Here is a 21,753-nt window from a genome sequence, read left to right as displayed (position 1 = left end):
ACTTCTATCAATGCGAGATGTGCGGCCAAGTCCGATCTCAAAGACATGCGACAGGTCATGTGGCACCAGTTGTAAGAAGAGCACGAGCCGCTTGAACTAGACAGCTAGTCCGGAATGCGGCGATAGCGGAAGTGATTGCGAATGTGGTCGTTGAAAAATCGGCCTTTGACAAACGCCGACCGGAACGCGGCGTAAGTCTCCGGAGGCACCCGCTCGAAGTCGTAGCGCTTGCCGCTTGCCACGAACCAAACGGAGAGAATCCTGGTAGAAGGATCGTACTCGGTTTTCTTGATCGAGGTGGATGGCATGGCGCCCCACGCTGGTTTGCTAGTCGCAAACGATCGGAACGCAGCTTTTGTTTCAGAAACACGGATCTGTAACACCTCTCTGAAGGCGACTGCGACTTACGATTCGGAGACGGGCATATTCACCCTGGAAAGGAATGTGGCGCGAACAGTCTGGTAGGCAGGCAAACGGCCCTTGCCGCTTCATGAGGTCAGGCGGCGCAAGATGCGGCCTGATCGCAAGATTAATACCGGCGATTCCGAAGAGCCGGTGAACGATGCACTAGGAGCGTGGCGAAGTCGCCACCCCTGGCCAACGAAGCGGGGCGGGCTACTTTTTCAGCAAGAGCGCTTCGCGAACCAGCGACGGCAGATTGCCCACGCCGAGCAACGGCACGTCGGATAACTCCAAGGGCCGGTACAGCCCCGCCGAATGCACTGGCGCGCGTAAGGAGAGGATCCGAGGCAATCCAGACATCAAGCATGTCGCACGTGTTCTGCGGAGCGCCAGAACCTTACCATGCGGATGCATATGCGCCGCTTCACGCGCCTGACCAACGGCTTCTCAAAGGGCGATTATCTGGTTGAAAACCCAAAGCGAAATAGGAATATAATCAGCACGGGCCGGCAAGCTATCTCTTGGTATGAAAACGTACAATCGAATCAGCTTGAACAACCGATCTCGACGGAATTATAAAAATCGACGTTACCCTTGCTCTCTGGGGAGGCACTGCGATGGATAACGTGGTTCTATTCCGCAGCCCGGCCGCGCGGGTCGAACTGGCGGAAGTCTCTGGCGAATGGCTCGTCCGCGTCATCGAAAACGACCAAGAACTCACCCGATCATTTGAAGTGGAAGAATATGCGCTATCCTACGCGGAAGGACAGCGCATGCGCCTAGGTCTGAATAACGTCACACGGTCTTAACAACGAAAAAGTCCCGGCGCTGAGGGGTCGGCGCCGGAGCTTTTGGGGCATGCAAGCCGCATCAGCATGACCTTGCGTTAGCTTGCGCTAAGTGAAATGGGAATATGGTCCTCGACAGGCCGCACAGCCAAAACTTTCGACTGGATTGGAACCTTCCTGGCTAACGGGAGATCCGATTCGGGGACGAAATCTCATGGCACAAAAGGCTAGCGGCGAAGCCATCCGCTCGATGATCCGAGACGAGCAAAACCGCCGCGCATTACACAAGCTTTTAGGGCTGGAAATCGATCCGGTGTTGCCGCTTAACTTCGTCTCGCTACTCAAGGCTCTTGAGGAAGCGGAGGAAGGCGAAGGGGATGACGACGACTCGACGCATTAGTGGCATCGTTGGCCCGCTCCTCGCTCATGCAACGGTGAGACTCGCGAAATAGGTCGTGTAGGGATATAAATCGCTCATTCGCGGGGGATGGTTTTCGCCCCGCCATCTATGAGGGGACAATGGCGAAACGCGGCCTATCTCCATTCGATGCCGACATCTTGCGGACGGCCTTCCATAAGGCCGTGAAGGACGAGAGCACGCCGGAGAGCAAGTGGCGAGAATTGGCCGCGCAGCTGATTGCTACATATACCGGCTCATCGACTGTCGATCCCGACTTGGTGGAATGGATAGTGCAAAGCGAAAGTCGCCAGTAGGCGGCCGACGCTGTACCGGCATGACCTTACGTTAGCTTGCGCTCATATCGCGAACGAAGGGTGATTGCCTTAGCCCTTGGCCTTGTCGCGCTTCCGGCGCGCCAGTTCCTTTATCTGCTCGTTGGTGAGCTTGGGCGCGTGGGCGATCTTATTGACGGCAGCCTCAAAGGCTTCGTCGGATTGGTCGGTGCCGAGTTCGCGCGCAGCCTCCTCGAATTTCTCTTTTTGGGTTTTTTCTTTCATGATCCCTAATGCTTCGATGGCATCAGCCCTTTGATTTTTTCCAGCTTTTGAATGAACTCCGACAGATCGTCGGCGTTGTCGAATTGGTAGTGACCCGACACGGTTTCCATATCGAAAACGGTTGGTTTTAACGTCGGCTGAGCCGGCGGGGGGCGGGGTCTGCGGGAATGGGTCCCAAGCTGGCGATTGGTTTTTGTTTTCCATGACTTTACCCTTATCAACTTCGGGGTCAGGCTTGCCTGCACCCTCATCGGTTTCGGGCGATTCTAGAGTGCGTCACGACATCATGCGAGGCGAATTCCTGGCCAACGCGGCGATACATGCCAGCCTCGTCCGTCATCAACGCGCTTTCCTTGGCGATGTTGGCGCGGACAATCGGCATGATCGTGCCAATGCGGGCGGTATCAACGTGGAAGGAACGGGCGCGCCCACCACGCTCTACCAGCGTGACAAAGGTATTCTTGTGAGAGCCGCCGCCGGGCTTCACACCTCTCAAAGAAGGTGGAAGCCCACGTCAACGCGGTAGCGCTGCACTTCATGTATTACAACTTTGTTCGCATCCACGCCTCACTACCGCATGACGTCGGCAATGGCCGCTGGTGTGACTGACAAGCTTTGGGAGATTGGCGATATCGTCGCGCTAATCGAGGCTAAGGAAGTCGAGAAGACGACAACTCGGTGTCCTTACAAAAAGCGCGTTGCCGAAATAGGAACTGAGAGCCGCAACCATTAACATGGCTGGGTGGTTGGGCATGTAGTGGTCCCGGTTGCATCTTCGCTCATCGGGAAAAGCCGGAGTGAGGGTATGCCGGAGGCGCCTTCGGCTCTTCCTTTTTTTAAGGGAGTGACTGATGGAACGCGATCCCCTTACCGTCATCGGTAACCAGGAAGTCCGCGCGCAAGTGGCGAGCTACATCCATTCTTTCTGGTGCCGACGGATTGGCCAGAGGAGATTGATGCGCTTTTGAAGAGCCTGCACTGATCGCCGTCAAATTTCAAACTGACCCACTACCCAATCTCGGGAGAAACAAAGTTGCGCTGAGAGCGTTGGAGCTTGTTCACGGGCCAGAGCAGCATGACCAGATACTATTTCCACGTTGACAACGGCACCTTCGTCCCCGACCCTGAAGGGGTCGATCTCCCGGATTTAGACGCGGCGCGGCAGGAAGCAGTGCGCACTGCTGGCGAGATGATAAACGACAGCAAGCAGTGTTTCTGGGAGCATATGACGCCTTGGATCATGAATGTGACGGATGATGAGAATCATCTCCTGTTCACGCTTCAGTTCGCGGCGAAAGTGCCTTCAGGCGATGCGCTCTACATCCCGCGCATGGAGGCTGAGCGCGACTAGGGTTGAGCCCGACAAAGAAGCCCGCCGGCCAAAGCCAGCGGCAGAGTTACTGGAGTAGGGTTCGCTAAGTGGAAAGATGCGCGACAGGCTGGTCGGGGGACAGCGGAAAGCAGCGCGAACTCGGCAGCGAAACCGGTGGAAAGACATAAAAACTTATGTCAATGCAATTATGCTAATTTAGCTTCCGATTAGCCGACTCTCCCCTACGAGTCGGTTAGGCCCGGCGGTTTAACCCACGCACCCCAACGCGGAACTGTCGGGCCGCTAGCTTGGGGCGGCGTCCAGGCTTTGCGCCGCCAGGAAGGCAACGAATGAGCAGGCAGCGAGAATATTAGCGAAGGCTTGACGAACCCAGCCGTCGCACACTCAAGGGCATGGCGAAGGGTAACATCAACATTGGCGACGAGGTCGCGATCATGGCGACGGTGCGCCGGCGAGTCACCCGAGGATCGCGTCAGCGTCGCAATCCCTGGCTACAACCAGCCGCATTCGATCCTCGACCGGACATCGAAGGTCAGCAAGGGTCGGCCGATCGAGCTGGTGGCGATGTCACGCATGTCGATGGGGCAAAGGTCACCGTGAACCTCGGCATTCGTGTCACCGTCGATGCCGAAATAGTCACTCTGAAGACGCGCTATGTGCCTCCGAAGCGGAAGGCGCCGCTCATCGACAAGGCGTCCTAAAAGAAAACCCGCCGGCCGGAACCTGGGGGATTATGCAGTTCGCCTGATCGGTGATAGATCAAGCCGGCTCAGGCGGAGGCACAGACGGTCCGGCAACGATAACGGAAAGTTTGCCCTTGCGAACGAGGACGGGCTTCTCGTAGGTCTTCTTCGCTGAAAACTCCCCCAAGGTTGAAGATCCCTCAAACGCGGTGAAAATGACCGGCGCCACCGCTGGTTGTCAAGACAAGAAAGCCCGCCGGCCAAAGCCAGCGGGCAGTTACTGGAGTAGCCTGGGCGCGCAAACTGGCAACGTGCGCGGCAGGCTACTCAGCAACAGCGCAAAACCCGAGTAGTTCCCTCGACACCTGTGTCTTGCTCCGTCAGTCGTAATATCCGTCGGACGAACGTCTTATCCGCCAACTCATAAGTCCCGAAGGCGAAACATCTTCCGCAGATCTTCATTAGGAGGTGCTGGCGAGCATAGTCCCTTCGTCGCCAGGTCATGGATGCCCGCCACTACCTGCGATGATGGTGGGCATCCATCATTCAAAAGGTGCCGGATTGCCGCTTCCTCAAGAACTTGAAGACGAATATCTCACCTTTGAATGCCCACGATGCGAACGCGCGATCGTTCGAAAAGGCATATGGTTCAAGACCATTTCCTCATTCAAATGCCTGTCCTGCAAGGCGGCGGTGAGGCTTGGATACGCCGAGAAGCTACACCTCTTCGAGAAGCACAGGCATCTGATAGCGACCCGACAAACCGATGATGTAAAAGCCTCGCCGGCCGGAGCCGACGGGCGCTAAAATGCGGTGTCGTCAGCCTGGCGGCAGGACGACTACAACAGACGCCGTTGCAACGACTGCGGAAAGCTTGCCCTAGCGCACCAGCATGGGCTTCTCGCAGGCCTTCTTCATGGGAATTCCCCCGGTTTCGGTTGATCCCTCAAACACCATGACACTGTCCCCTGGCCTTCTTTGGTTGCCAAGCTGGGAGAAACAAAGTTGCCCCGCAACAGTTTGGGCCTGTCCAACAAGGGCAAAGCATCATGACAACCTATTATTTCCACGTCGACAACGGCGAATTCATCCCCGACGGAGATGGTGTCGATCTCCCGGATCTGGACGCGGCGCGGCAAGAAGCCGTGCGTGCTGCGGGCGAGATGATAAACGAGAGCAAGCGCTCTTTCTGGGAGGGTATGACGCCTTGGATCATGAATATGACGGACGATGAAAATCATCTCCTGTTTACGCTTCAGTTCGCGGCGAAAGTGCCTTCAGGAAACGCGCTCTACATCCCGCAAACGGAGGCTGACCACGCCTAGACTATGTGTTTCATCCCGACCTTTAATGGTGCATTATTTTCCTTGGAGTGGAAGGAGGCACTATGGGCCAGGTTCTGCATGGGCGCGCCACGACGACAGAGGCAATCCGTCGAGCAATACAAAATAGTCAAGAGAGCCTGAGGAAGCTGTCCAAGCGCTACGGGATCGACCCGAAGACGGTTGCCAAGTGGAAGGGGCGCACTTCGGTCGCCGATCTGCCGACTGGACCCAAAGACCCGAAGTCGACGGTGCTGTCGATCGAGGAAGAGGCCGTCATCGTCGCTTTCCGCAAGCATACGCTGCTACCGTTGGATGACTGTCTCTACGCGCTCCAGCCGACGATCCCGAACCTGACGCGTTCGTCATTGCATCGCTGCCTGCAGCGTCATGGCATTTCGAGGCTGCCTGATGTCGAAGGCGACAAACAGCCCAAGAAGAGGTTCAAGGCCTATCCGATCGGCTACTTCCATGTCGACATTGCCGAGGTGCAAACCGCCGAGGGCAAGCTCTATCTGTTCGTGGCCATAGATCGCACCTGCAAGTTCGCCTATGTCGAGCTGCACAAGCGGGCAACAAAAATGATCGCAGCCGACTTCCTGCGCCACCTCATCGAGGCGGTCCCCTACCAGATCCACACGATCCTCACCGACAACGGCGTCCAGTTCAAAAATCGCGAGCAAGATCGCACCGCCATGGAGCACATTTTCGGGCGCACCTGCCGCGACAACGGCACCGAGCATCGCACGACCAAGGTGAAGCATCCCTGGACCAACGGGCAGGTCGAGAGAATGAACCGAACCATCAAGGAAGCCACCGTCAAGCGCTTCCATTACGACGACCATGACCAACTTCGGCAGCACCTTGCCGACTTCATGGCAGCTTACAATTTTGCCCGGCGACTGAAGACCCTCAAGGGCCTCACGCCCTATGAGTTCATCTGCAATATCTGGACAAAAGAGCCTGAGCGATTCAGACTCAATCCAATCCATCAAATGCCGGGACTAAACACTTAGGCCACCGCCCGACAAAAAACCCGCCGGCCGGAGCCGGGGTTGGAGGTAGGTTTGAAATGACCAGGAGCCATCCTGGCAATTCTCAAGTGGCAGGTGTCAAAGGTTCCGTCAAGGGACGCGGCGCCGAGCCAAGCGGTGCGCTCAAATATCAAATGAAAAAGCCCGCCGGCCAGGGCCAGCGGGCAAAGGTTGGCTATGGTCTCGACCCACCAAAGGGACGAACCAACACAATACGCGCAGCGGGCGGCGAGCGCTTTCACAAATGTTAAGGCACTGCTTGCTTCAGTTGACGCTGTTCCAACTGGTCAATCCGCTCAGTCAGGCGTTTGATGTAATCGGATAGGGTGTAGGTATTCCCGAATCGCTTGCCGGTTCCGCTCGCAAGGCCAGCCTCGCGCTTGCTCGTGAACTCCTCAACGTAGCCGTGCCGTCCGACGATGACACCACGGACGAACCGGACAACTTCCGCCCGCCATGCCCATGCTGTGACGGCCGCATGATCGTGATCGAGGTGTTCGAACGATGGAGGCAGCCGCGCGAACCGCCACACGGTTCCCGGTCGACCGGGAGCAGCACGCCATGTCCCGGCATGGAATGGTTCAGCCTTCAGCTGCGGGCACTCAGCCTCCGGCAGCGGATCGACACACATCTATGGTGATGATCGACTCCGACAGAGCCGCGCCCGGCCGCCCACCGTCCCGACAACACCGCGCGGAGGCGCAACGAAGCGGTCTGTCCGTATTCACCCCAGAGTTCCCCGGTCGCGCCATTGCCGACATCTGCCAAAATCCGAAATCCCCATAGCCATCACCTGTGGCCCACGGGTTCCTTCCTCGGGGACTTTCGTACGCTTGCCGGCGCCCGAAACTCTTCACGGAAGCGGAAGGTCCGGTTAGGGGATGGTTGAGGTAAACTACGAAGCCGATGTTCCAGCCCGCATAGTCTCGACGGCTTCGGAGCGAAGCGGATATGGCGACCGCGCGGGCCAACTCAGCGAGCGGTCAGTGATAGTAAATGCCGCCGTCGACGTTGAGCGCCTGGCCAGTGACAAAGGCCGAGAGATCGGAGGCGAAGAACAGCGCCGGGCCTATGATATCCTCCGGCGCGCCGAGGCGCTTCAGCGCGGCGACGTCCTCCCAGTGGCGGATGGCGGCTTCGCTGCCCAGATTGTTCTTGCCCATTTCGGTCAGGATGATGCCGGGGCAGATCGCGTTGACGGTGACCCCGTCCATGCCGACCTCCTGCGCCAGCACGCGGGTGAGCGTTATCACCACCGCCTTGGTCGCGGCGTAGTGGCCCTGCGTCGGCACGCCCTGCCGGCCGGCGATCGACGCGATGTTGATCACCCTGCCCGACTTCCTGGCGCGCATATGCGGCAGCACCGCCTGGCACATCATCAGCACGCCCTTGGCGTTGACGTCGAAATGCGCGCCCCAATTGGCCTCGTCGAGATCCTGCAGCAGGCTGGGCTTGAGGATACCGGCATTGTTGACCAGCACGTCGATGCTTCCGGCAGCCTTGAGCAGCGCCTGCGCGGTGGCTTCGATGTCCTTCTTCTTGCTGACGTCCATCGTGTAGACATAGGCCTTGCGGCTGGCCGCCTCGATCTCGCCTTTGGTCACGTCGAGCTCGGCCGCCTGCGATTGCAGATCGGTGATGGCAACGTCGAAGCCCGCTTCGGCGAGCCCCTTTGCGAGCGCCCTGCCGATGCCACGGCTGGCGCCGGTGACGAGAGCCGTCTTGCCCTTGGCCTCAGGAAGAATGGTCATGCTGCTTCCACCTTTGATGTCTTGACCGGAAGCGAGTTCATCGCCGCGATCGTGTCGTCGAACGAAACGAGTTTGCCGTCGGAGCCGAGCCCCATCGCCACCTTGGCGGCGACGGCGCTGGCAAAGCGTGCGGACTGCCTCAGGTCCCAGCCCTTGACGATGCCGACGATGATGCCGGCGGTGAAGGAGTCGCCGCAGCCCGTGGTGTCGAACAGCTCGACCTCGAAGGCCGGCAGATGGAAATCGTCGCGATGCTCGGGCGAGACATAGACGCCGCCGGCACCGAGCGTGAGGATGCAGTTCTTCACGCCCCTCGCCTTGAAGAAGGCAGCGACGCGGGCCGGATCGCGGTCATGCGCCATCTCACCGGCCTCGTCGATGCTGGGCACGAAATAGTCGATGTAGGGCAGGCACGGCTCGACCAGCTTCCAGGTCTCCGGCGTCGCCTGGATGAGATCGAAAGTGGTGACGCGGCCAAGCTCCTTGGCGCGCTTCAAGAGCCTGACGGTCGGCTCGCCATCAAAGCGCTTCAGCAGGCCGGTGCCGCCGACATGGACGACGGTGGCGTCGAGCGCCGCGTCGAGATCGGCATCGGCGACCTCGAACAGGGTGGCGGTGCCGGGAACATGCAAGGCTGGCCGCTCGCCGTTCGGCCGCACCGGCAGGATGGTGGATGACGTCTGAACGCTGCCGTCACGGCGCACAAGGCTCGTCTCCAGCCCATATTTCTGAAGTTTGGCCAGGAACCAGTCGCCCATGTCGTCGGTGCCGAGCGTGGTGACCGCCCGGGTCTTCAGGCCGAGGATGGCGCAGTCCATCCCGGTCGCGCCGGCCGTGCCGGCGACAGTCATGCGGATTTCCTCAATATAGTCGGCGCGGCCGCCTTCGGGGATGCGCGAGACCGGCCGTCCCAGGATGTCGAGGACGTAGAAGCCGATCGAGCTGACGTCGAATTGTGGCATGGCTGACTGGACCTTTCGAACTCAATGGGCGGCGCGGCGCAGGCCGAAGCTTGCGGCCAGCACCAGGAAGACGAGCACGCCGATGCCGACCTGCTGCCAGTAGAAATTCCAGCCGACGAGCAGCAGCCCGTTCTTGACGATGGCGAGCAGCAGCACGCCGAGCAGCGTGCCGATCACCGAGGGCTTGCGCTCGCGGCTGAGCGTCGTGCCGATGAAGGTGGCGCCGATCGCGTCGAGCAGGAAAGCGTTGCCCGACAGCGGCACGTAGGACTTCACCGTCGCGGACAACAATATACCTGTGATGCCGGCAAGCAGCGCGCACAGCACATGCACCATCGACAATTCGCGCGGCACGCGGATGCCGGAATACCAGGCGACGCCGGGCTGGGCGCCCATGGCCTGGACATAGCGGCCGAAGACCGCGCGATGCAGCAGGAGATGGACCGCGACCGCCAGGACGATCAGCACGATGACCGGCGTCGGTATTCCGAACATAGCGGTGCGGGCAATGGCGTTGAATTGGTCTGCTGCATAGCCGCTTGTTAGATAGATCGGCTGGCCACCGCTGGTGGCGAGCTGCTGCGTGCTCTGCCCGATGAAGAGCACGCCGAGCGTCGCCAGGAAGGGGCTGATGTTGAGCCTGGTGATGAGGATCGCATTCAGCAGGCCGACGATCAGCGCGGCGCCGAGCCCGCCCGCGACGCCGACCGCGCCGCTGTAGCCGGCGGCCAGCAGCATGACGAAGATCATGCTTGCCATGTCGACGGACACGCCGACCGAAAGGTCGATGCCGCCCGACGAGATGACGATGGTCAGCCCCAGCGCCACGATCGCCAGCATGACGACGTTGTTGACCAGCACGTTGAAGAGATTGGCCGGCGTCAGGAAGGTCGGGCTCGCCACCGAAAAGAAGATGACGATGGCCGCGAAGGCAATGAGCACGCTGTATTTGGCGAGGAAGCCGCGCAGGCTCGCCTTGGCTGCGTTCTCGTTGGCCGAGACGCTCATCGCGAACCCTCCGAACCGCGGGCAAAGGATGTGATCGCCACCACCAGCAGGATCAGCGCGCCCTGCACCCCGTTGACCCAATAGCTGGAGACGTTGAGCAGTTGGAAGCCGTTGGCCAGAAGGCCGATGAACAGCACGCTGAGCAGCGTGCCGCCCATGGTCGGCACGAAGCGGCGGGAAAAGACCGTGCCGAGCAATGCCGCCGCCAGCACTGACAGGAGCAGCTCGCCGGAACCGGGTGTGCTGGCCGACAGGCGAGAGACGGTGAGGATGCTCGCTACAGCAGCACAGAAGCCGCTGAGGATGTACGTGAAGGAGACGTAGAACGGGACGCCGATACCGGCCGCCCGCGCTGCCTCGGGATGACCGCCGACAGCGTAGAGCCTGAGCCCGAATGCCGTGCCGTGGACGACTGCGATCATGATAGCGGAGAAGACGATCAGCGCCCAGGCAAGCGCCGAGATGCCGAGGAAGCTTCCCGAAACCAGCACGCCGAGCAGCGGCGAGGATGCGCCGACGACCGTGTTCTGGGTGAGCGTGAGTTCCATGCCGGCCGCGACATTGAGCACGGCAAGCGTCGCAAGCAGGGGAAGGATGCCGAGGCCGACCACGGCAAGGGCGTTCAACGCGCCGACCGCCATGCCGACGGCGATGGCCGCGAGCACCGAAAGAAAGTCGCCATAGCCCATCGACAAAAGTGTCGCGTAGACGGCGGCGCAGAGCCCCATATTGGCGGCGATCGACAGGTCGATGCCGCCTTCGGTGACATCGGAGCCGCCGCCGATGATGACGGCCGTCATGCCATAGGCGAGCACGCCTAGGATCGCCGACTGCTCGACGACATTGATCAGGTTGAAGGTCGAGGTGAAGCCCGGCGCGAAGATGACGAAATAGGCCATGATCGCGGCGAAGGCGGCGATCGCGCCAAGCCGCACGACCAGCGCGCCGAAGCGCCGGCCCGCGCTTTTGACGGCGGCTTGCTTTTCATCGGACGCGCCGACTTCGGTGTGGAGAACAGTCGCGCTCATGCGGCCACTCCACCGGTGATCGAGCGCGCACCGGACGAAGCGGCGAGCAGCGCGTCGCTGTTCATCGAAGGACCGGAGAAGCTGCCGGCGAGCCTGCCGCGATAGACGACCAGAACGCGGTCGCAGACGCCGACCAGTTCGAGCAGGTCGGAGGACAGAAGCAGGATCGCCGCGCCCTCTCCCGCCAATCGGTTCAACAGATTGTAGATCTCGACCTTGGCGCCGACATCGACGGCGACTGTCGGCTCGTCCAGCACATAGACGCGCGACTGGCAGCTCAGCCATTTGGCCAAAGCCACCTTCTGCTGGTTGCCGCCAGAGAGCTCGCGCACCAGCGCGTCGCGATGCGGCGTCTTGATCGACAGTTCCTTGATCAGGCCGTCGACCGCCTTGTTCTCCAAGCCGCGGCTGACCATGCCGCTCCTGGAGTAGCGGCGCAGGCTGGCCAAAGAAATATTCTCGCGCACCGACAGGCCAAGCGCCACTCCATGCGCGCGGCGATCTTCCGGCAGCATCGCAATGCCGTCGCGCACCGCCTTGACCGGCATCGACAACGCAAGCTCCCTACCCTCGACCTTGACCTGGCCGCCATCGGCGGTCTTGAGGCCGAACAGACACTGGACGATTTCCTTGGCGCCGGAGCCGAGCAGGCCGGTGAGGCCGACGATCTCGCCGGCGCGCACGTTGAAGCCGATATTCTCGAAGCTGCCGCCGAGGCGGAGGGAGGAAACCTCCAGAACCGGGGCGCCTAGAGTGACCGAGCGCTTCGGGAACATCTCGCCGACATCGCGGGCGATCATCATCGAGATGATCTCGTCGATCGACGTCTGGCGCGGATCGACCGTGCCGACATCGGTACCGTTGCGCATCACGGTGACGCGGTCGCAGAGCTTCTCGATCTCCTGCATGTAGTGGGAAATGAAGACCACGGCGATGCCGTCGTCGCGCAGCCGGCGCAGCACGTCGAACAGGCTGTCGACCTCGCGTTTGACCAATGCCGCGGTCGGCTCGTCGAGCACCAGCACCGACGCTTTCTGAGCCAGCGCGCGGGTGATCTGCACGACCTTCTGCTGCGCGGTCGTCAGGTCTTTCACAAGAGTTCCCGCTGGCAATTCCATGCCGAAGAAGCGCTTCAACAGGTCCGCGGCCCTGCGCTCCAGGCGCGGCGGCTGACGAACGGGCCGAGGCCGATTTCGTGGCCGAGGAAGACAGCTTCGCCGACGGTCGCGGTCGGCACCAAAAGCCTGTCTTGGTGGATGAAATGCACGCCGAGCTTTTCGACCGAAGCCGGCGTCAGCGTGCTGACGGTCTCGCCGTTGATGAGGATGGTGCCGCTGTCCGGCTTGATGATGCCGGCCAGCACCTTGATGATAGTCGACTTGCCGGCACCGTTCTGGCCGACAAGGCCGAGGATCGAGCCGCGCGCGATCTCGAGGTTGGCGTTTTCCAGCGCGCGAACCGGTCCGAACCGCTTCGATATGCCCGTCATCGATACAGCAATGTCACGCTTTGCTGTCTGCATGGCCGTCAATCCTGGTTGGATATGACGGGCAGCCACAGTCGTTGGGCTGCCCGTCGTTTCGTTCCGTCCTATTTAACGCCAGCCTTCTCGGCGGCGTCGAGGAACGGCTTTCCTTTTTCGGCGGCGTTTTCCTTGTTGATCAGCACCGAAGGCACGAAAGTGAAGGGCGGCACCTTCTGGCCAGCCAAGTATTTGGCGACGTTGTCGACCGAGGTCTTGCCGATCTCATAGGGCTGTTGCGCTGCCACGGCGCCGGCGGACGACTTCGGATCCATCACCATCTTGATGACTTCCGGGCTGCCGTCGATGCCATAGGTCTTGACTTCGTTGCGGCCGGCGGCTTCGACCGCCTGCGTGGCGCCGATCTGCGGCACGTCCCAGCAAGCCCAGACCGCGCCGATCGAGCCCTTCTCGGGCGACTTGGTCAGCATGTCGGTGACGTTGGAATAGGCGCTCTGCACCGTATTGGGGATAACGTCGCGCAGCTCGGGCTCGACGATCTTCACATCCGGGAACGAGGTCAGCACATATTTCAGCTGGTCGTAGCGGATCTTGCAGACCGGCACGCTGTAGAAGCCGTTGAAGACCAGCACATTGCCTTTGCCGCCCATGTCGGCGACCATCTGCAAGGCGATCTCGGCGCCGATATTGTAATTGTTGGAGGTGGTGTTGTTGATGGCGTGCGGGGTGGCGGTATCGACCGTGAACAGCGGGATGCCGGCATCGCGGATCTTCTGCAGCCACGGGTTCAGCACTTCGAGATTGCCGAGCTGCTCGATGATGGCATCGGGCTTCTGCGCGATCAGCGTCTGCAGTTGCGCGATCTGCTGCTGGTCCTTGCGACCGGCGTCGAGCGCGATGACTTCGCCGCCGAGCTCCTTGACGCGGTCCTGGATGCCTTTGAAGGCCATCAGGTCCCAATAATGGTCCGTGCCGATGGCCGAGACGCCGATGCGCTTGCCCTTGAGCGACAGCTCCTCGGCGGTTGCGCCCGAGACGGCGGCAAGGCTGCAAGCCGCCGCCAACGCCAGGGCGAGTGCCTTGACGAGGCCTTTCATGGATCTGGTCATTTCATTTCCTCCCTTCTTGATCGCTCCGGGCCTTCCGGAGGATTCTGCCTGATGGCCGCCGCTCAGGCAGCGGCCTCCTCGTCGCGCAGACCGTAGCTCGCCATGCGCTTGATGACGTTTTCGATCTCCTCGTCGGACAGCACCGGCGGCTCTCCGATCTGCAGGGCGCCGTGATACTGGCGCGCCAACGTCTCGACCTCGACGGCAAGCCACATGGCCTGAGCGAGGCTCGATCCGACAGCAATCATGCCGTGCTGGGCAAGCAGGCAGGCCTTGCGGTCGCGCAGCGCCTCCACCGCATACGCCGAAAGCTCTGCCGTGCCGAAGGTGGCGTAGGGCGCGCAGCGTATGTCGCTGCCGCCGGCGACCGCGACCATATAGTGGATCGCCGGTATCTTCCTGCCCATGATGGCGATCGTGGTGCAGTAGGTCGGATGGGCGTGAACGACGGCGTTGACCTCCGGCCGCGCCTTCATGATGTCGAGATGGAAGCGCCATTCGCTGGACGGCGGCAGGCGCCCGTCGACCTCGCCGTTCCACCCCATGAAGACGATGTCCTCCGGCTGCAGCGTGTCATAGGGCGTGCTGGTCGGCGAGATCAACATGCCCTCGCCATGGCGCCGGCTGATGTTGCCGGATGTGCCCTGGTTGATGCCCAGCGCGTTCATCTGGATGCAGGCATCGATGATGGCCTGGCGCGCCTCTAGATCCGAAACGGTCATGCGATATACCAATCCTTGCGAGGCCAATTACCAGGCCGTGTAACCGCCATCGATCGACAGGATCGCGCCGGTGACGTAGCTCGAGGCCGGTGAGGCCAGGAACAGGATCGCCGAGGCGATCTCCTTCGGCGTACCCAGCCGGCCCATCGGCGTCATGTCGATCCAGGTGTTGAAGAGCTCGGGACGCTCGCGCATCTTCAGCGTCATCTCGGTGCCGACATAGCCCGGCGCCAGCGCGTTGACGCGCACGCCCGATTTCGCCCACTCGACCGCGAGCGCCTTGGTCATCATGTGCACGGCGCCCTTGCTCACCATGTAGGACGGCGCCGTCTGCGGGCGGTTGATGATCAGGCCCGACATCGAGCCGAGATTGACGATGGAACCCTTGTTGCGGTCGACCATCGAGCGGCCGAAGGCGCGCGAGGCCCAGTAGACGCCGTTGACGTTGACATCCATCACCAGGCGCCATTCCTCGTCCGGCGTGTCGAGCGCGGTGTTGAGGCGCGCGATGCCGGCGCTGTTGACCAGGATATCGACCTTTCCGAAGTCAGCTACGACCTTGGCAGCCATCGCCTCGACGGCTTCCGGATTGGTGACGTCGAGCACGCGGCCATCGACGCTTACGATACCGGCGGACTCGAGCGCCTCGGCGCCGGCCTTCAGCCCATCCGCATTCATGTCGAGCAGGACGATATTCGCGCCGCAAGTTCCGAGCGCCTTAGCGGCCTCCAAGCCGATGCCGCTGGCGCCGCCGGTGACGACGGCGACCTCGCCCGTCAGGTCGAATTGCGACCGGTAATCCATGCACGTCCTCCATCAGGACAGGCTCGAGCGCGGGCAACATTTCGCCCTCGCCGCCGAGGCAGCGCCGCAAGCCGACCGGTCCTGATAATGCCTCCGGGGTCAGGCTCCTCCCGACCCCATGGCGAGCACGTTACAGAAGCTTCCGGGGTCCGTCAATCTGGTTATAACCAGAAAACAGCAATCTTTTTTGAATGATCCATGATCAGGTGCGGTCGACGCCATTCACCGTCGCCGAAGGCTGCTCGACCGCCATGTGGATGCGAGCCACGGAGGAGTTGTAGAAGGCCTCATAATATTCGAGCGCGGCGCCGTCGGCGTCATAAGCGATCGACTCGATCTCGATCAGCGGCGTGTTGGCGGCGACGCCCATCTCATCGGCCTCTTCCTTGGTGGGCAGGGCGGCGCGCAGCCAGCGGTCGGCGCGCTTCACGGTCAGGCCGAAGACGGCGCGGATGGTGCCGAAGATCGACTGGTTTTCCGACAGGATGTTCTCCAGGCCCGGTACCCGATGTCCCGGCAGGCTGATGCGCGTCATGGTGATCGGCGCGCCGTCGGTCATGTAGACGCGGCTGATGCGGACCACGCTGCCATTGGCGGGAATGCCGAAAACCTTCGACTCCTTCTCGTTCGGCGGGCAGCGGTAGATCTCCAGCGTGCGGGTCGAGACCTTGTGGCCTTTGGCGGTCAGGTCGTCGAACACACCGAGATTGGCGGTCATGAAGTCGACATGCTCGCGGGGTGCCGCGACGAACATGCCCTTGCGCGGCATCTTGATGATGCGCCCTTCGTTGGAAAGCGAGCCGATCGCAGCGCGCACGACAGGGCGCGAGACGCCGAAGAAATCGCAAAGCGCCTGTTCGGAGGGAATGCGCGAATTGGCGGCCAGCAGGCCGGTGTTGATCGCTTCCTCGACCTGGTTGCGCAACTGCACCCAGAGGGGTGCGGCCTCGTCGCGGTTGAGCTTGACCTTGGAGCCGATCGAGCGGAAAGCCTCGGCCGCCTCGGCATCTTCCTGGTCGTAACGAGGACGCCCGCGCATTCTGGTTGCTTGTTCCATCATCGGTCTTCAGGCTGCGGGCAAACCGCCCGGTATGAATGTTTGCCGCGATTCAACGCGCAGCAGCGGCTCCTAACGGAGCCCGCCAGCCATTTTCTCGCTCTCCGGCAAGTTTCGCAACCATAGCATCGCGGCTGCTCCCAGCAGCGGTCCGGGAACCAACAGCAGGAAGGCCCAGCGCCAGCCGCCCATGAAGTCGGCGAAGCGCGGCGTCAGCCAGATGGCGAGCACCGTCAGCGCGAAACCGGCGCCCAGTTGCACCGAGAGCGCTGTGCCGACGAAGCGGCGGTCGGCAAGCTCGGTGACGGCGGCGGAAAACTGCGCCGAATCGCCGATCACCGAAACGCCCCAGACGATAGCCACCAGCATGAACAGCCAGAGCGGACCGGTGAAAAGGAAGCCCATCAGCAATGCGCAGCCGCCCGACACGATCATCATGCCGGCGGTGGTCGCCGTGCGGCCGACGCGGTCCGAAAGATAGCCGCCGAGCAGGCAGCCGAGAATGCCGGACGCGACGACGAAGAAGGTCGAGAGCGAAGCGGCAGCCGCCGTGCCGATCGCCTGCGCGTCGAAGGCCGCCCGCGTATAGGCAAGCAGCCATGCCCACATGGCGTAGAGCTCCCACATGTGACCGAGATAGCCGAGATTGGCGAGCAGCAACGGCTTTTCGCGAAACACCTGGCCGATGCGCGAGGGCTCGAAGATAGCCTTGCCGAAGGGATAAGGGCCTTCCTTGGCGAACAGTAGGAACAGCAGCGCGCCTGCCGCCGTCGCCACGCTGGCGGCGGCGACCACCGGCCGCCAGTCGAGCGCGGTCGAGACGGCGCGGAAGAGATGCGGCAGCGCCGAGCCGATGGTGAGCGCGCCGATGACCGCGCCGAGCGCAAGGCCCCGGTCGCGGGTGAACCAGGTGGCGACCAGCTTCAGTGCCGGCGGATAGACGCCTGCGAGTGCCACACCGGTGACAATGCGGGCGGCAATCACGCCGCCCGGCCCAAGATGAAGCAGCAGGCTTGCGTTGGCGAGCGCGGCCACCAGCGCCGCCACTGCCATCAGGCGGCCGAGCCGCACAAGGTCCGGCAGATTGACCAGGCTCGCCGCCAGCGCGCCGATGACGAAGCCGAGTTGGACACCGTTGGTGAGCCAGGCCTCGGCACTCGCGCCCAGCGCCAGCTCCCGCTTCAGTTCGGGAAGGATCGCGGTGGCCGAAAACCAGGTGGTCAGCGACAGGACGACCGCCAGGCAAAGCAGCGACAGCACCCGCCAGCGCTCGCTGTCGGCCGCCATGCCAAGCCGGCCATCGCCGACCGTGCTCATGCGCCTTGCAGCGGTACAGTGAAGACCGTCGCCGAGCCGGTGAGGCAGAGCTCGCCCTGGCCGTTGCGCACGCTGGTCTCGATCTTGCAGATCGGCTTGTCGGGGCGCACTTCCTTGACCTCCACGCGTCCGGTGATCTCCTCATCAACGCCGACGGCCTTGACGAACTTCCAGGCCACTTCGAGGAACACGGTTCCGGGCCCGGGCAGATCCTCGGCGACCAGCGCGTTGAGGATGCCGGAGGTAACGCCGCCCTGGACGATCAGCTTGCCGAACACCGACTTCTCGGCCAGCGCGCGATCGTAATGCAGCGGATTGCGGTCGCCGGTGATGTCGGTGAAGGCCTCGATGTCGCTCATCTTCGTGCGGCGCGTGCGCTCGGCGAAGGCGCCAACCTGCGGGCGGCCCTTCACGACACCCACCCAACCGTCTTTGGTCTCGGTGCTCATTTCAGCTTCTCCTCTGCTCGGGTTCGACTGGTTTGAAGGCCGGCAGGACGCGGCCACCGATGGCTATGGGCGCAAGCCGGAGCATGGCCCCGACCTGTAGCGGCCGTGTGCCGGGCAGGATGAAGCTCAGTATCGTCGGGCCTTCGGCCAACTCGACCAGGCCGACCACGTAGGGTGCCGCCGGCAGCCAGCCGGGATGCCCTGGCTTGTGCACTTCCGAAAAGGATTTCAGCCGTCCCCTGCCCGATGCGTCCTTCCAAACCAGACGCCCGCTCCAGCAATGCGGGCAGATCGGGCGCGGATAGAAGACAGCCTTGCCGCAATCCTCGCAGTGCTGGATGGTCAGCCGGCCTTCGGCGGCGGCATCCCAGAACGGCTTGGTCAGCGCGGTGATCGTCGGGCCGGCGGTCTTGAGCGTGTTCAAATCGACAGACATCAGGCGGCTCCCAGCACGAGCGCTGTGGCTTCGCTCATCGTCGCGCCATTGCCGGTGACCAGCGCGAGCCCGGCCTCGCCGATCTGGCGTTCGCCCGCCTCGCCGCGCAGCTGGCGCGCCGCCTCGACAACATGGGTCATGCCGCCGGCGAGATCGGGCTGGCCGAAGCCAAGCTGGCCGCCATGCGTGTTCAGCGGCTTGTCACCCTTGTGGGAAAGGTCGTGGTCGCCGAGCCACGCGCCGAACTGGCCCGGCCCGCAGAGGCCGGCATCCTCGATCGTCGTCGCGACCATGTTCGTGTAGCAATCATAGAGCGACAGAAGATGCATCTCGTCGGCATGCGTGCCGGACTGCGCGAAGGCCCGCGCCATGGCGCCCTTCAGCGGACCGGAGGTCAGGCTCGGCGCCTGGCTCACGGCGCGATGCGTGACCTTCTCGCCGGCGCCGAACAGATGCACGGGCAGCTTGCGCAACGACCGCGCGCGCTTGGCAGACGTGACGACGACCGCTTCACCGCCGGCGACCGGCATGACGATTTCGAGAAGATGCAGCGGCGAGGCGATCATCGGCGAGGCCAGCACCGCTTCCACATCGGCAGGCTTGCCGAAGAAGATCGCGTCCGGATTGAGCTGCGCGTTGGCTCGAGCCGCCGCGGCGATCATGGCGAAATCCCGCGCCGTCGAGCCGTATTCCGCCATATGCGCCTGCATCAGCAGCGCGTAGGAGATGTTGGCGCCCGAGGCGCCGAAGGGCACGTCGAACTCGCGGATCGGATTGCGATTGGGCGAGCGGGGTGCTGCCTCCTCTCGGTTGTTGGCGAGCACGCACAGCACCGTCTCGCACATGCCGGCCTCGATCGCGGCCGCCGCGCGCCAGACCATGCCGGCGCCGGACGCGCCGCCGAGATCGACGACATTGGCCATGTTCGGCGCCAACCCCAGATACTCTGCGATGGTTGCCGGGACATGCTGCGGCGTCTCGCCAACCTGCGGCCCGACCAGCAGCCCGTCGATCGCGCCCGGCTCCAAGCCCGCATCGAGCACCGCCAGGCGCGAAACCTCGGCGATCATCTCCAGCGTCGTCACGCCGCGGGTCAGACGTTGCGGCTTCAGTTCGCCGATGCCGACGATTGATCCTTTTGATCGGCTCATGCCGCCTCGCTGCGGTGGAGCATACGGTATTCCTCGAGGCATGCGGGATTGGCGAGCGAAGCCATGTTCTTCACCGGCTTGCCTTCGAGCGTCGTGCGAGCGGCGCCCTCGACGCGCTTGCCGTTCAGCGTATAAGGCACGGCCTGCACCGCGTGGATGCGATGCGGAACGTGACGCGGCGACGCGCCATCGCGGATCGCGCGGCGGATCTGAGCGGCAAGCTTGGGCGTCAGCGCGTAACCGTCGTTGAGCTTCACGCAGAGCACGATTTCTTCGTCGCCCTCGACCGGCGCCCCAAAGACTAGGCAATCCTCGATCTCGGCGAAGTTCTCGCAGGCCGCGTAGATCTCGGCGGTGCCAATGCGCACGCCGCCGGGCTTCAGCGTCGTGTCGGAGCGGCCGTGGATGATCCCCGAGCCATAAGCCGTTATTTCGGCGACGTCGCCATGCGTCCAGATCTCGCGGCGGACGGCGAAGTAGGTGGCGTGATAGCGCGCGTCGCCGTCCTTGCCCCAGAAGGTCAGCGGCATGGACGGGAATGGCTCGGTGCAGACGAGATCGCCCTGCCGGCCGATGATCGGCGCGTTGCGCTCGTCCATCACCCCGACCGCGAGGCCGAGCCCTTTCACGGTCAACTCGCCACGCCGCACAGGATGTATCGGCGATCCGAGCAGAAAGCAGCCGATGATCTCGGTGCCGCCGGAGATGGAGGCGAAGATCATATCGCGCTTCACATGCTCGTAGACCCAGTCGAACTGTCCGGGCGAAACCGGCGCGCCGGCCGACAGCAGAGACCGCAGCGACAAGAGGTTGTGCAATCGTCCAGGCGCGTAATTTTCAACGGCGAGTGTCGCGAGATACTTCGGACTGGTGCCGAAATGCGTAACGTTGGCGCGCTCCGCCATTGTCCAGAGCGGACTGGGATCGAGGCCAGCGGGCGATTCCAGGATCGGCGCGCCGTCATAGAGCACTACCGTCGCCCCGCAGCCAAGGCCTGAGATCAGCCAGTGATACATCATCCAGGCGGTGTTGGTGTACCAGCTCATGACGTCGCCCGGACGGACGTCCCCGTGCAGCAGGTGCTCCTTCTGGTGCTGGAGCAGAACGCCGCCAGTACGATGGACGATCGCCTTCGGCGCGCCAGTCGTGCCGGAGGTGTAGAGCACATAGGCCGGATGGTCGAAGGGCACACGCTCGAAGGTCAGCGGGCCGTCGCCGCCGAAATCGTCGAACGCAACGCAATCTGCCGCGCAGTCCGGCCTGAGGCCGGGTTCGCCGGTCAGCACCAGCGTCGTCACCGTCGGCATCGCGGCGACGATCTCGGCCAATCTGCCGGAGATGTCGTGCTCCTTGCCCGCATAGCGATAGCGAGGTGCTGCGAACAGCACCTTGACGCCGATCTGGCCAAGACGGTCGGCGATCGCGGTGGCGCCGAAATCCGGCGAGCAGGACGACCAGACGGCGCCGACGGAAAGCGTCGCCAGCAATGCGACGAGACCTTCAACGCGATTGGGCAGGATGCCGCCGACACAATCGCCCTTGGCGATACCGGCCGCGCGCAGGCCGTCGGCCATTCTAGCCACGAGCCGGCGCAATTCGGCAAGCGTGACGGTCCGGAAATGGCCGCTCTCGTCGGCCTCGATCACTGCGACCCTCTCGCCGTCGCCACACAGCAGGTTTTCGGCAAGATTGAGCGATGCCCCCGGCAGGAAGCGGCTCCCGGTCATCGGCGCATTGTCGTCGCGCAGGAAGGCGATCGCGCCGGACTCGCCGATGACCTCGGCGAAATCCCACACCGCGCGCCAGAACGCGCCAGGATCGCCGACCGACCAGCGATGCAGCGTCTCGTAGTCGCGCGGGTCGAAGCCGTTGGCTATCGAAAAGCGCGCAAGGTTGGACGATTGGAACGCGGCCGGCGCCGGCGTCCAAAGCACGGATGACATGGATTTCCTCCCGC

The 21,753-nt window shown here is 62.6% G+C and carries 25 protein-coding genes and 2 pseudogenes; 8 read left to right on the top strand and 19 right to left on the bottom strand.

The window, feature by feature from the left end; translation table 11 throughout:
* Positions 1-104 precede the first annotated feature (104 nt).
* A complete protein-coding gene (locus tag FJ417_RS21505) occupies positions 105-308 on the bottom strand; it encodes a KTSC domain-containing protein (RefSeq protein ID WP_140784822.1) in 204 nt (67 codons plus the stop codon).
* A gap of 711 nt (positions 309-1,019) precedes the next feature.
* On the opposite strand from FJ417_RS21505, the gene FJ417_RS21500 reads away from it, so the two are divergent.
* The 3 genes from FJ417_RS21500 to FJ417_RS21490 all read left to right on the top strand — a co-directional run bounded on the left by FJ417_RS21500 (position 1,020) and on the right by FJ417_RS21490 (position 1,904).
* The gene (locus FJ417_RS21500; protein WP_140646303.1) at positions 1,020-1,211 is read left to right on the top strand and encodes a hypothetical protein; all 192 of its coding nucleotides are present in this window, start codon (positions 1,020-1,022) and stop codon (positions 1,209-1,211) included.
* A gap of 193 nt (positions 1,212-1,404) precedes the next feature.
* Positions 1,405-1,590 (top strand): hypothetical protein, encoded by a 186-nt coding sequence (locus FJ417_RS21495; RefSeq protein ID WP_140646304.1) that lies wholly within the window; start codon positions 1,405-1,407, stop codon positions 1,588-1,590.
* A gap of 119 nt (positions 1,591-1,709) precedes the next feature.
* Positions 1,710-1,904 (top strand): hypothetical protein, encoded by a 195-nt coding sequence (locus FJ417_RS21490; protein ID WP_140784821.1) that lies wholly within the window; start codon positions 1,710-1,712, stop codon positions 1,902-1,904.
* A 69-nt stretch (positions 1,905-1,973) separates the two neighbouring features.
* Here FJ417_RS21490 and FJ417_RS21485 read toward each other — a convergent pair whose 3' ends face one another.
* Together FJ417_RS21485 and FJ417_RS21480 are read right to left on the bottom strand one after the other, a co-directional pair.
* Positions 1,974-2,351, bottom strand: coding sequence for a hypothetical protein (locus FJ417_RS21485; RefSeq protein WP_140711025.1), 378 nt, complete (start codon positions 2,349-2,351; stop codon positions 1,974-1,976).
* A gap of 67 nt (positions 2,352-2,418) precedes the next feature.
* Positions 2,419-2,631, bottom strand: a pseudogene (locus FJ417_RS21480) (transposase); the annotation flags it as partial.
* Between the two features lie 8 nt (positions 2,632-2,639).
* Between FJ417_RS21480 and FJ417_RS33580 the strand changes: the two are divergent.
* The 5 genes and pseudogenes from FJ417_RS33580 to FJ417_RS21450 form a co-directional block, all read left to right on the top strand.
* Positions 2,640-2,880: pseudogene (locus FJ417_RS33580) on the top strand (IS1 family transposase); the annotation flags it as partial.
* 342 nt (positions 2,881-3,222) lie between these two features.
* Positions 3,223-3,498, top strand: coding sequence for a hypothetical protein (locus FJ417_RS21475; RefSeq protein ID WP_140784820.1), 276 nt, complete (start codon positions 3,223-3,225; stop codon positions 3,496-3,498).
* Positions 3,499-3,872: 374 nt separating this feature from the next.
* Positions 3,873-4,181 carry a hypothetical protein gene (locus FJ417_RS21470; protein ID WP_226892165.1) on the top strand — a complete coding sequence of 103 codons (309 nt, stop codon included), beginning with the start codon at positions 3,873-3,875 and terminating at the stop codon, positions 4,179-4,181.
* Positions 4,182-5,212: 1,031 nt separating this feature from the next.
* Positions 5,213-5,488 carry a hypothetical protein gene (locus FJ417_RS21455; RefSeq protein WP_140711024.1) on the top strand — a complete coding sequence of 92 codons (276 nt, stop codon included), beginning with the start codon at positions 5,213-5,215 and terminating at the stop codon, positions 5,486-5,488.
* Between the two features lie 62 nt (positions 5,489-5,550).
* Positions 5,551-6,501: an IS481 family transposase gene (locus FJ417_RS21450; RefSeq protein ID WP_140784819.1), complete on the top strand. Its 951-nt coding sequence runs from the start codon at positions 5,551-5,553 to the stop codon at positions 6,499-6,501.
* A gap of 265 nt (positions 6,502-6,766) precedes the next feature.
* Here the strand turns inward: FJ417_RS21450 and FJ417_RS33170 are convergent, their stop codons facing one another.
* The 16 genes from FJ417_RS33170 to FJ417_RS21370 form a co-directional block, all read right to left on the bottom strand.
* Complete coding sequence (locus FJ417_RS33170) at positions 6,767-7,150, bottom strand: hypothetical protein (protein WP_181183268.1); 384 nt, start codon at positions 7,148-7,150, stop codon at positions 6,767-6,769.
* Positions 7,151-7,502: 352 nt separating this feature from the next.
* Entirely contained in the window at positions 7,503-8,270 is a 768-nt protein-coding gene (locus FJ417_RS21435; protein WP_140784818.1) for an SDR family NAD(P)-dependent oxidoreductase, read from the bottom strand.
* On the bottom strand, positions 8,267-9,232 hold the full coding sequence (locus FJ417_RS21430; protein ID WP_140711023.1) for a sugar kinase: 966 nt from the start codon (positions 9,230-9,232) through the stop codon (positions 8,267-8,269). Before FJ417_RS21430 ends, FJ417_RS21435 begins: the two co-directional genes overlap by 4 nt.
* A 21-nt stretch (positions 9,233-9,253) precedes the next feature.
* Positions 9,254-10,240: an ABC transporter permease gene (locus FJ417_RS21425; RefSeq protein WP_140711022.1), complete on the bottom strand. Its 987-nt coding sequence runs from the start codon at positions 10,238-10,240 to the stop codon at positions 9,254-9,256.
* Entirely contained in the window at positions 10,237-11,268 is a 1,032-nt protein-coding gene (locus tag FJ417_RS21420; RefSeq protein ID WP_140646313.1) for an ABC transporter permease, read from the bottom strand. The genes FJ417_RS21425 and FJ417_RS21420 overlap by 4 nt, the downstream gene beginning before the upstream one ends.
* The gene (locus tag FJ417_RS21415) at positions 11,265-12,404 is read right to left on the bottom strand and encodes a sugar ABC transporter ATP-binding protein (protein ID WP_348639944.1); all 1,140 of its coding nucleotides are present in this window, start codon (positions 12,402-12,404) and stop codon (positions 11,265-11,267) included. The genes FJ417_RS21420 and FJ417_RS21415 overlap by 4 nt, the downstream gene beginning before the upstream one ends.
* Entirely contained in the window at positions 12,401-12,790 is a 390-nt protein-coding gene (locus tag FJ417_RS33575) for an ATP-binding cassette domain-containing protein (RefSeq protein WP_246687507.1), read from the bottom strand. The genes FJ417_RS21415 and FJ417_RS33575 overlap by 4 nt, the downstream gene beginning before the upstream one ends.
* A 68-nt stretch (positions 12,791-12,858) precedes the next feature.
* Positions 12,859-13,860 carry a sugar ABC transporter substrate-binding protein gene (locus FJ417_RS21410; protein ID WP_210240661.1) on the bottom strand — a complete coding sequence of 334 codons (1,002 nt, stop codon included), beginning with the start codon at positions 13,858-13,860 and terminating at the stop codon, positions 12,859-12,861.
* Between the two features lie 62 nt (positions 13,861-13,922).
* Entirely contained in the window at positions 13,923-14,582 is a 660-nt protein-coding gene (locus FJ417_RS21405; RefSeq protein WP_140784817.1) for an L-fuculose-phosphate aldolase, read from the bottom strand.
* A gap of 27 nt (positions 14,583-14,609) precedes the next feature.
* Positions 14,610-15,386 carry an SDR family oxidoreductase gene (locus FJ417_RS21400; RefSeq protein ID WP_140784816.1) on the bottom strand — a complete coding sequence of 259 codons (777 nt, stop codon included), beginning with the start codon at positions 15,384-15,386 and terminating at the stop codon, positions 14,610-14,612.
* A gap of 202 nt (positions 15,387-15,588) precedes the next feature.
* Complete coding sequence (locus FJ417_RS21395; protein ID WP_140784815.1) at positions 15,589-16,425, bottom strand: GntR family transcriptional regulator; 837 nt, start codon at positions 16,423-16,425, stop codon at positions 15,589-15,591.
* 90 nt (positions 16,426-16,515) lie between these two features.
* Entirely contained in the window at positions 16,516-17,760 is a 1,245-nt protein-coding gene (locus tag FJ417_RS21390; RefSeq protein WP_140784814.1) for an MFS transporter, read from the bottom strand.
* Positions 17,757-18,209, bottom strand: a complete 453-nt coding sequence (locus tag FJ417_RS21385; RefSeq protein WP_140784813.1) for a MaoC family dehydratase — start codon at positions 18,207-18,209, stop codon at positions 17,757-17,759. The genes FJ417_RS21390 and FJ417_RS21385 overlap by 4 nt, the downstream gene beginning before the upstream one ends.
* 1 nt (position 18,210) lies before the next feature.
* Positions 18,211-18,645, bottom strand: coding sequence for a zinc ribbon domain-containing protein (locus tag FJ417_RS21380; protein ID WP_140784812.1), 435 nt, complete (start codon positions 18,643-18,645; stop codon positions 18,211-18,213).
* Entirely contained in the window at positions 18,645-19,796 is a 1,152-nt protein-coding gene (locus tag FJ417_RS21375; protein WP_140784811.1) for a thiolase family protein, read from the bottom strand. The genes FJ417_RS21380 and FJ417_RS21375 overlap by 1 nt, the downstream gene beginning before the upstream one ends.
* Positions 19,793-21,739: an acetoacetate--CoA ligase gene (locus FJ417_RS21370; RefSeq protein ID WP_140784810.1), complete on the bottom strand. Its 1,947-nt coding sequence runs from the start codon at positions 21,737-21,739 to the stop codon at positions 19,793-19,795. Before FJ417_RS21370 ends, FJ417_RS21375 begins: the two co-directional genes overlap by 4 nt.
* Positions 21,740-21,753: the final 14 nt, after the last annotated feature.

Origin of the sequence: Mesorhizobium sp. B3-1-7 (genome assembly GCF_006439385.1) — a bacterium.
In the GTDB taxonomy this organism is placed as follows: Bacteria; Pseudomonadota; Alphaproteobacteria; order Rhizobiales; family Rhizobiaceae; genus Mesorhizobium.
The sequence above is the reverse complement of the archived record's forward strand: the minus strand, read 5'-3'. Positions and strand labels throughout refer to the sequence as shown.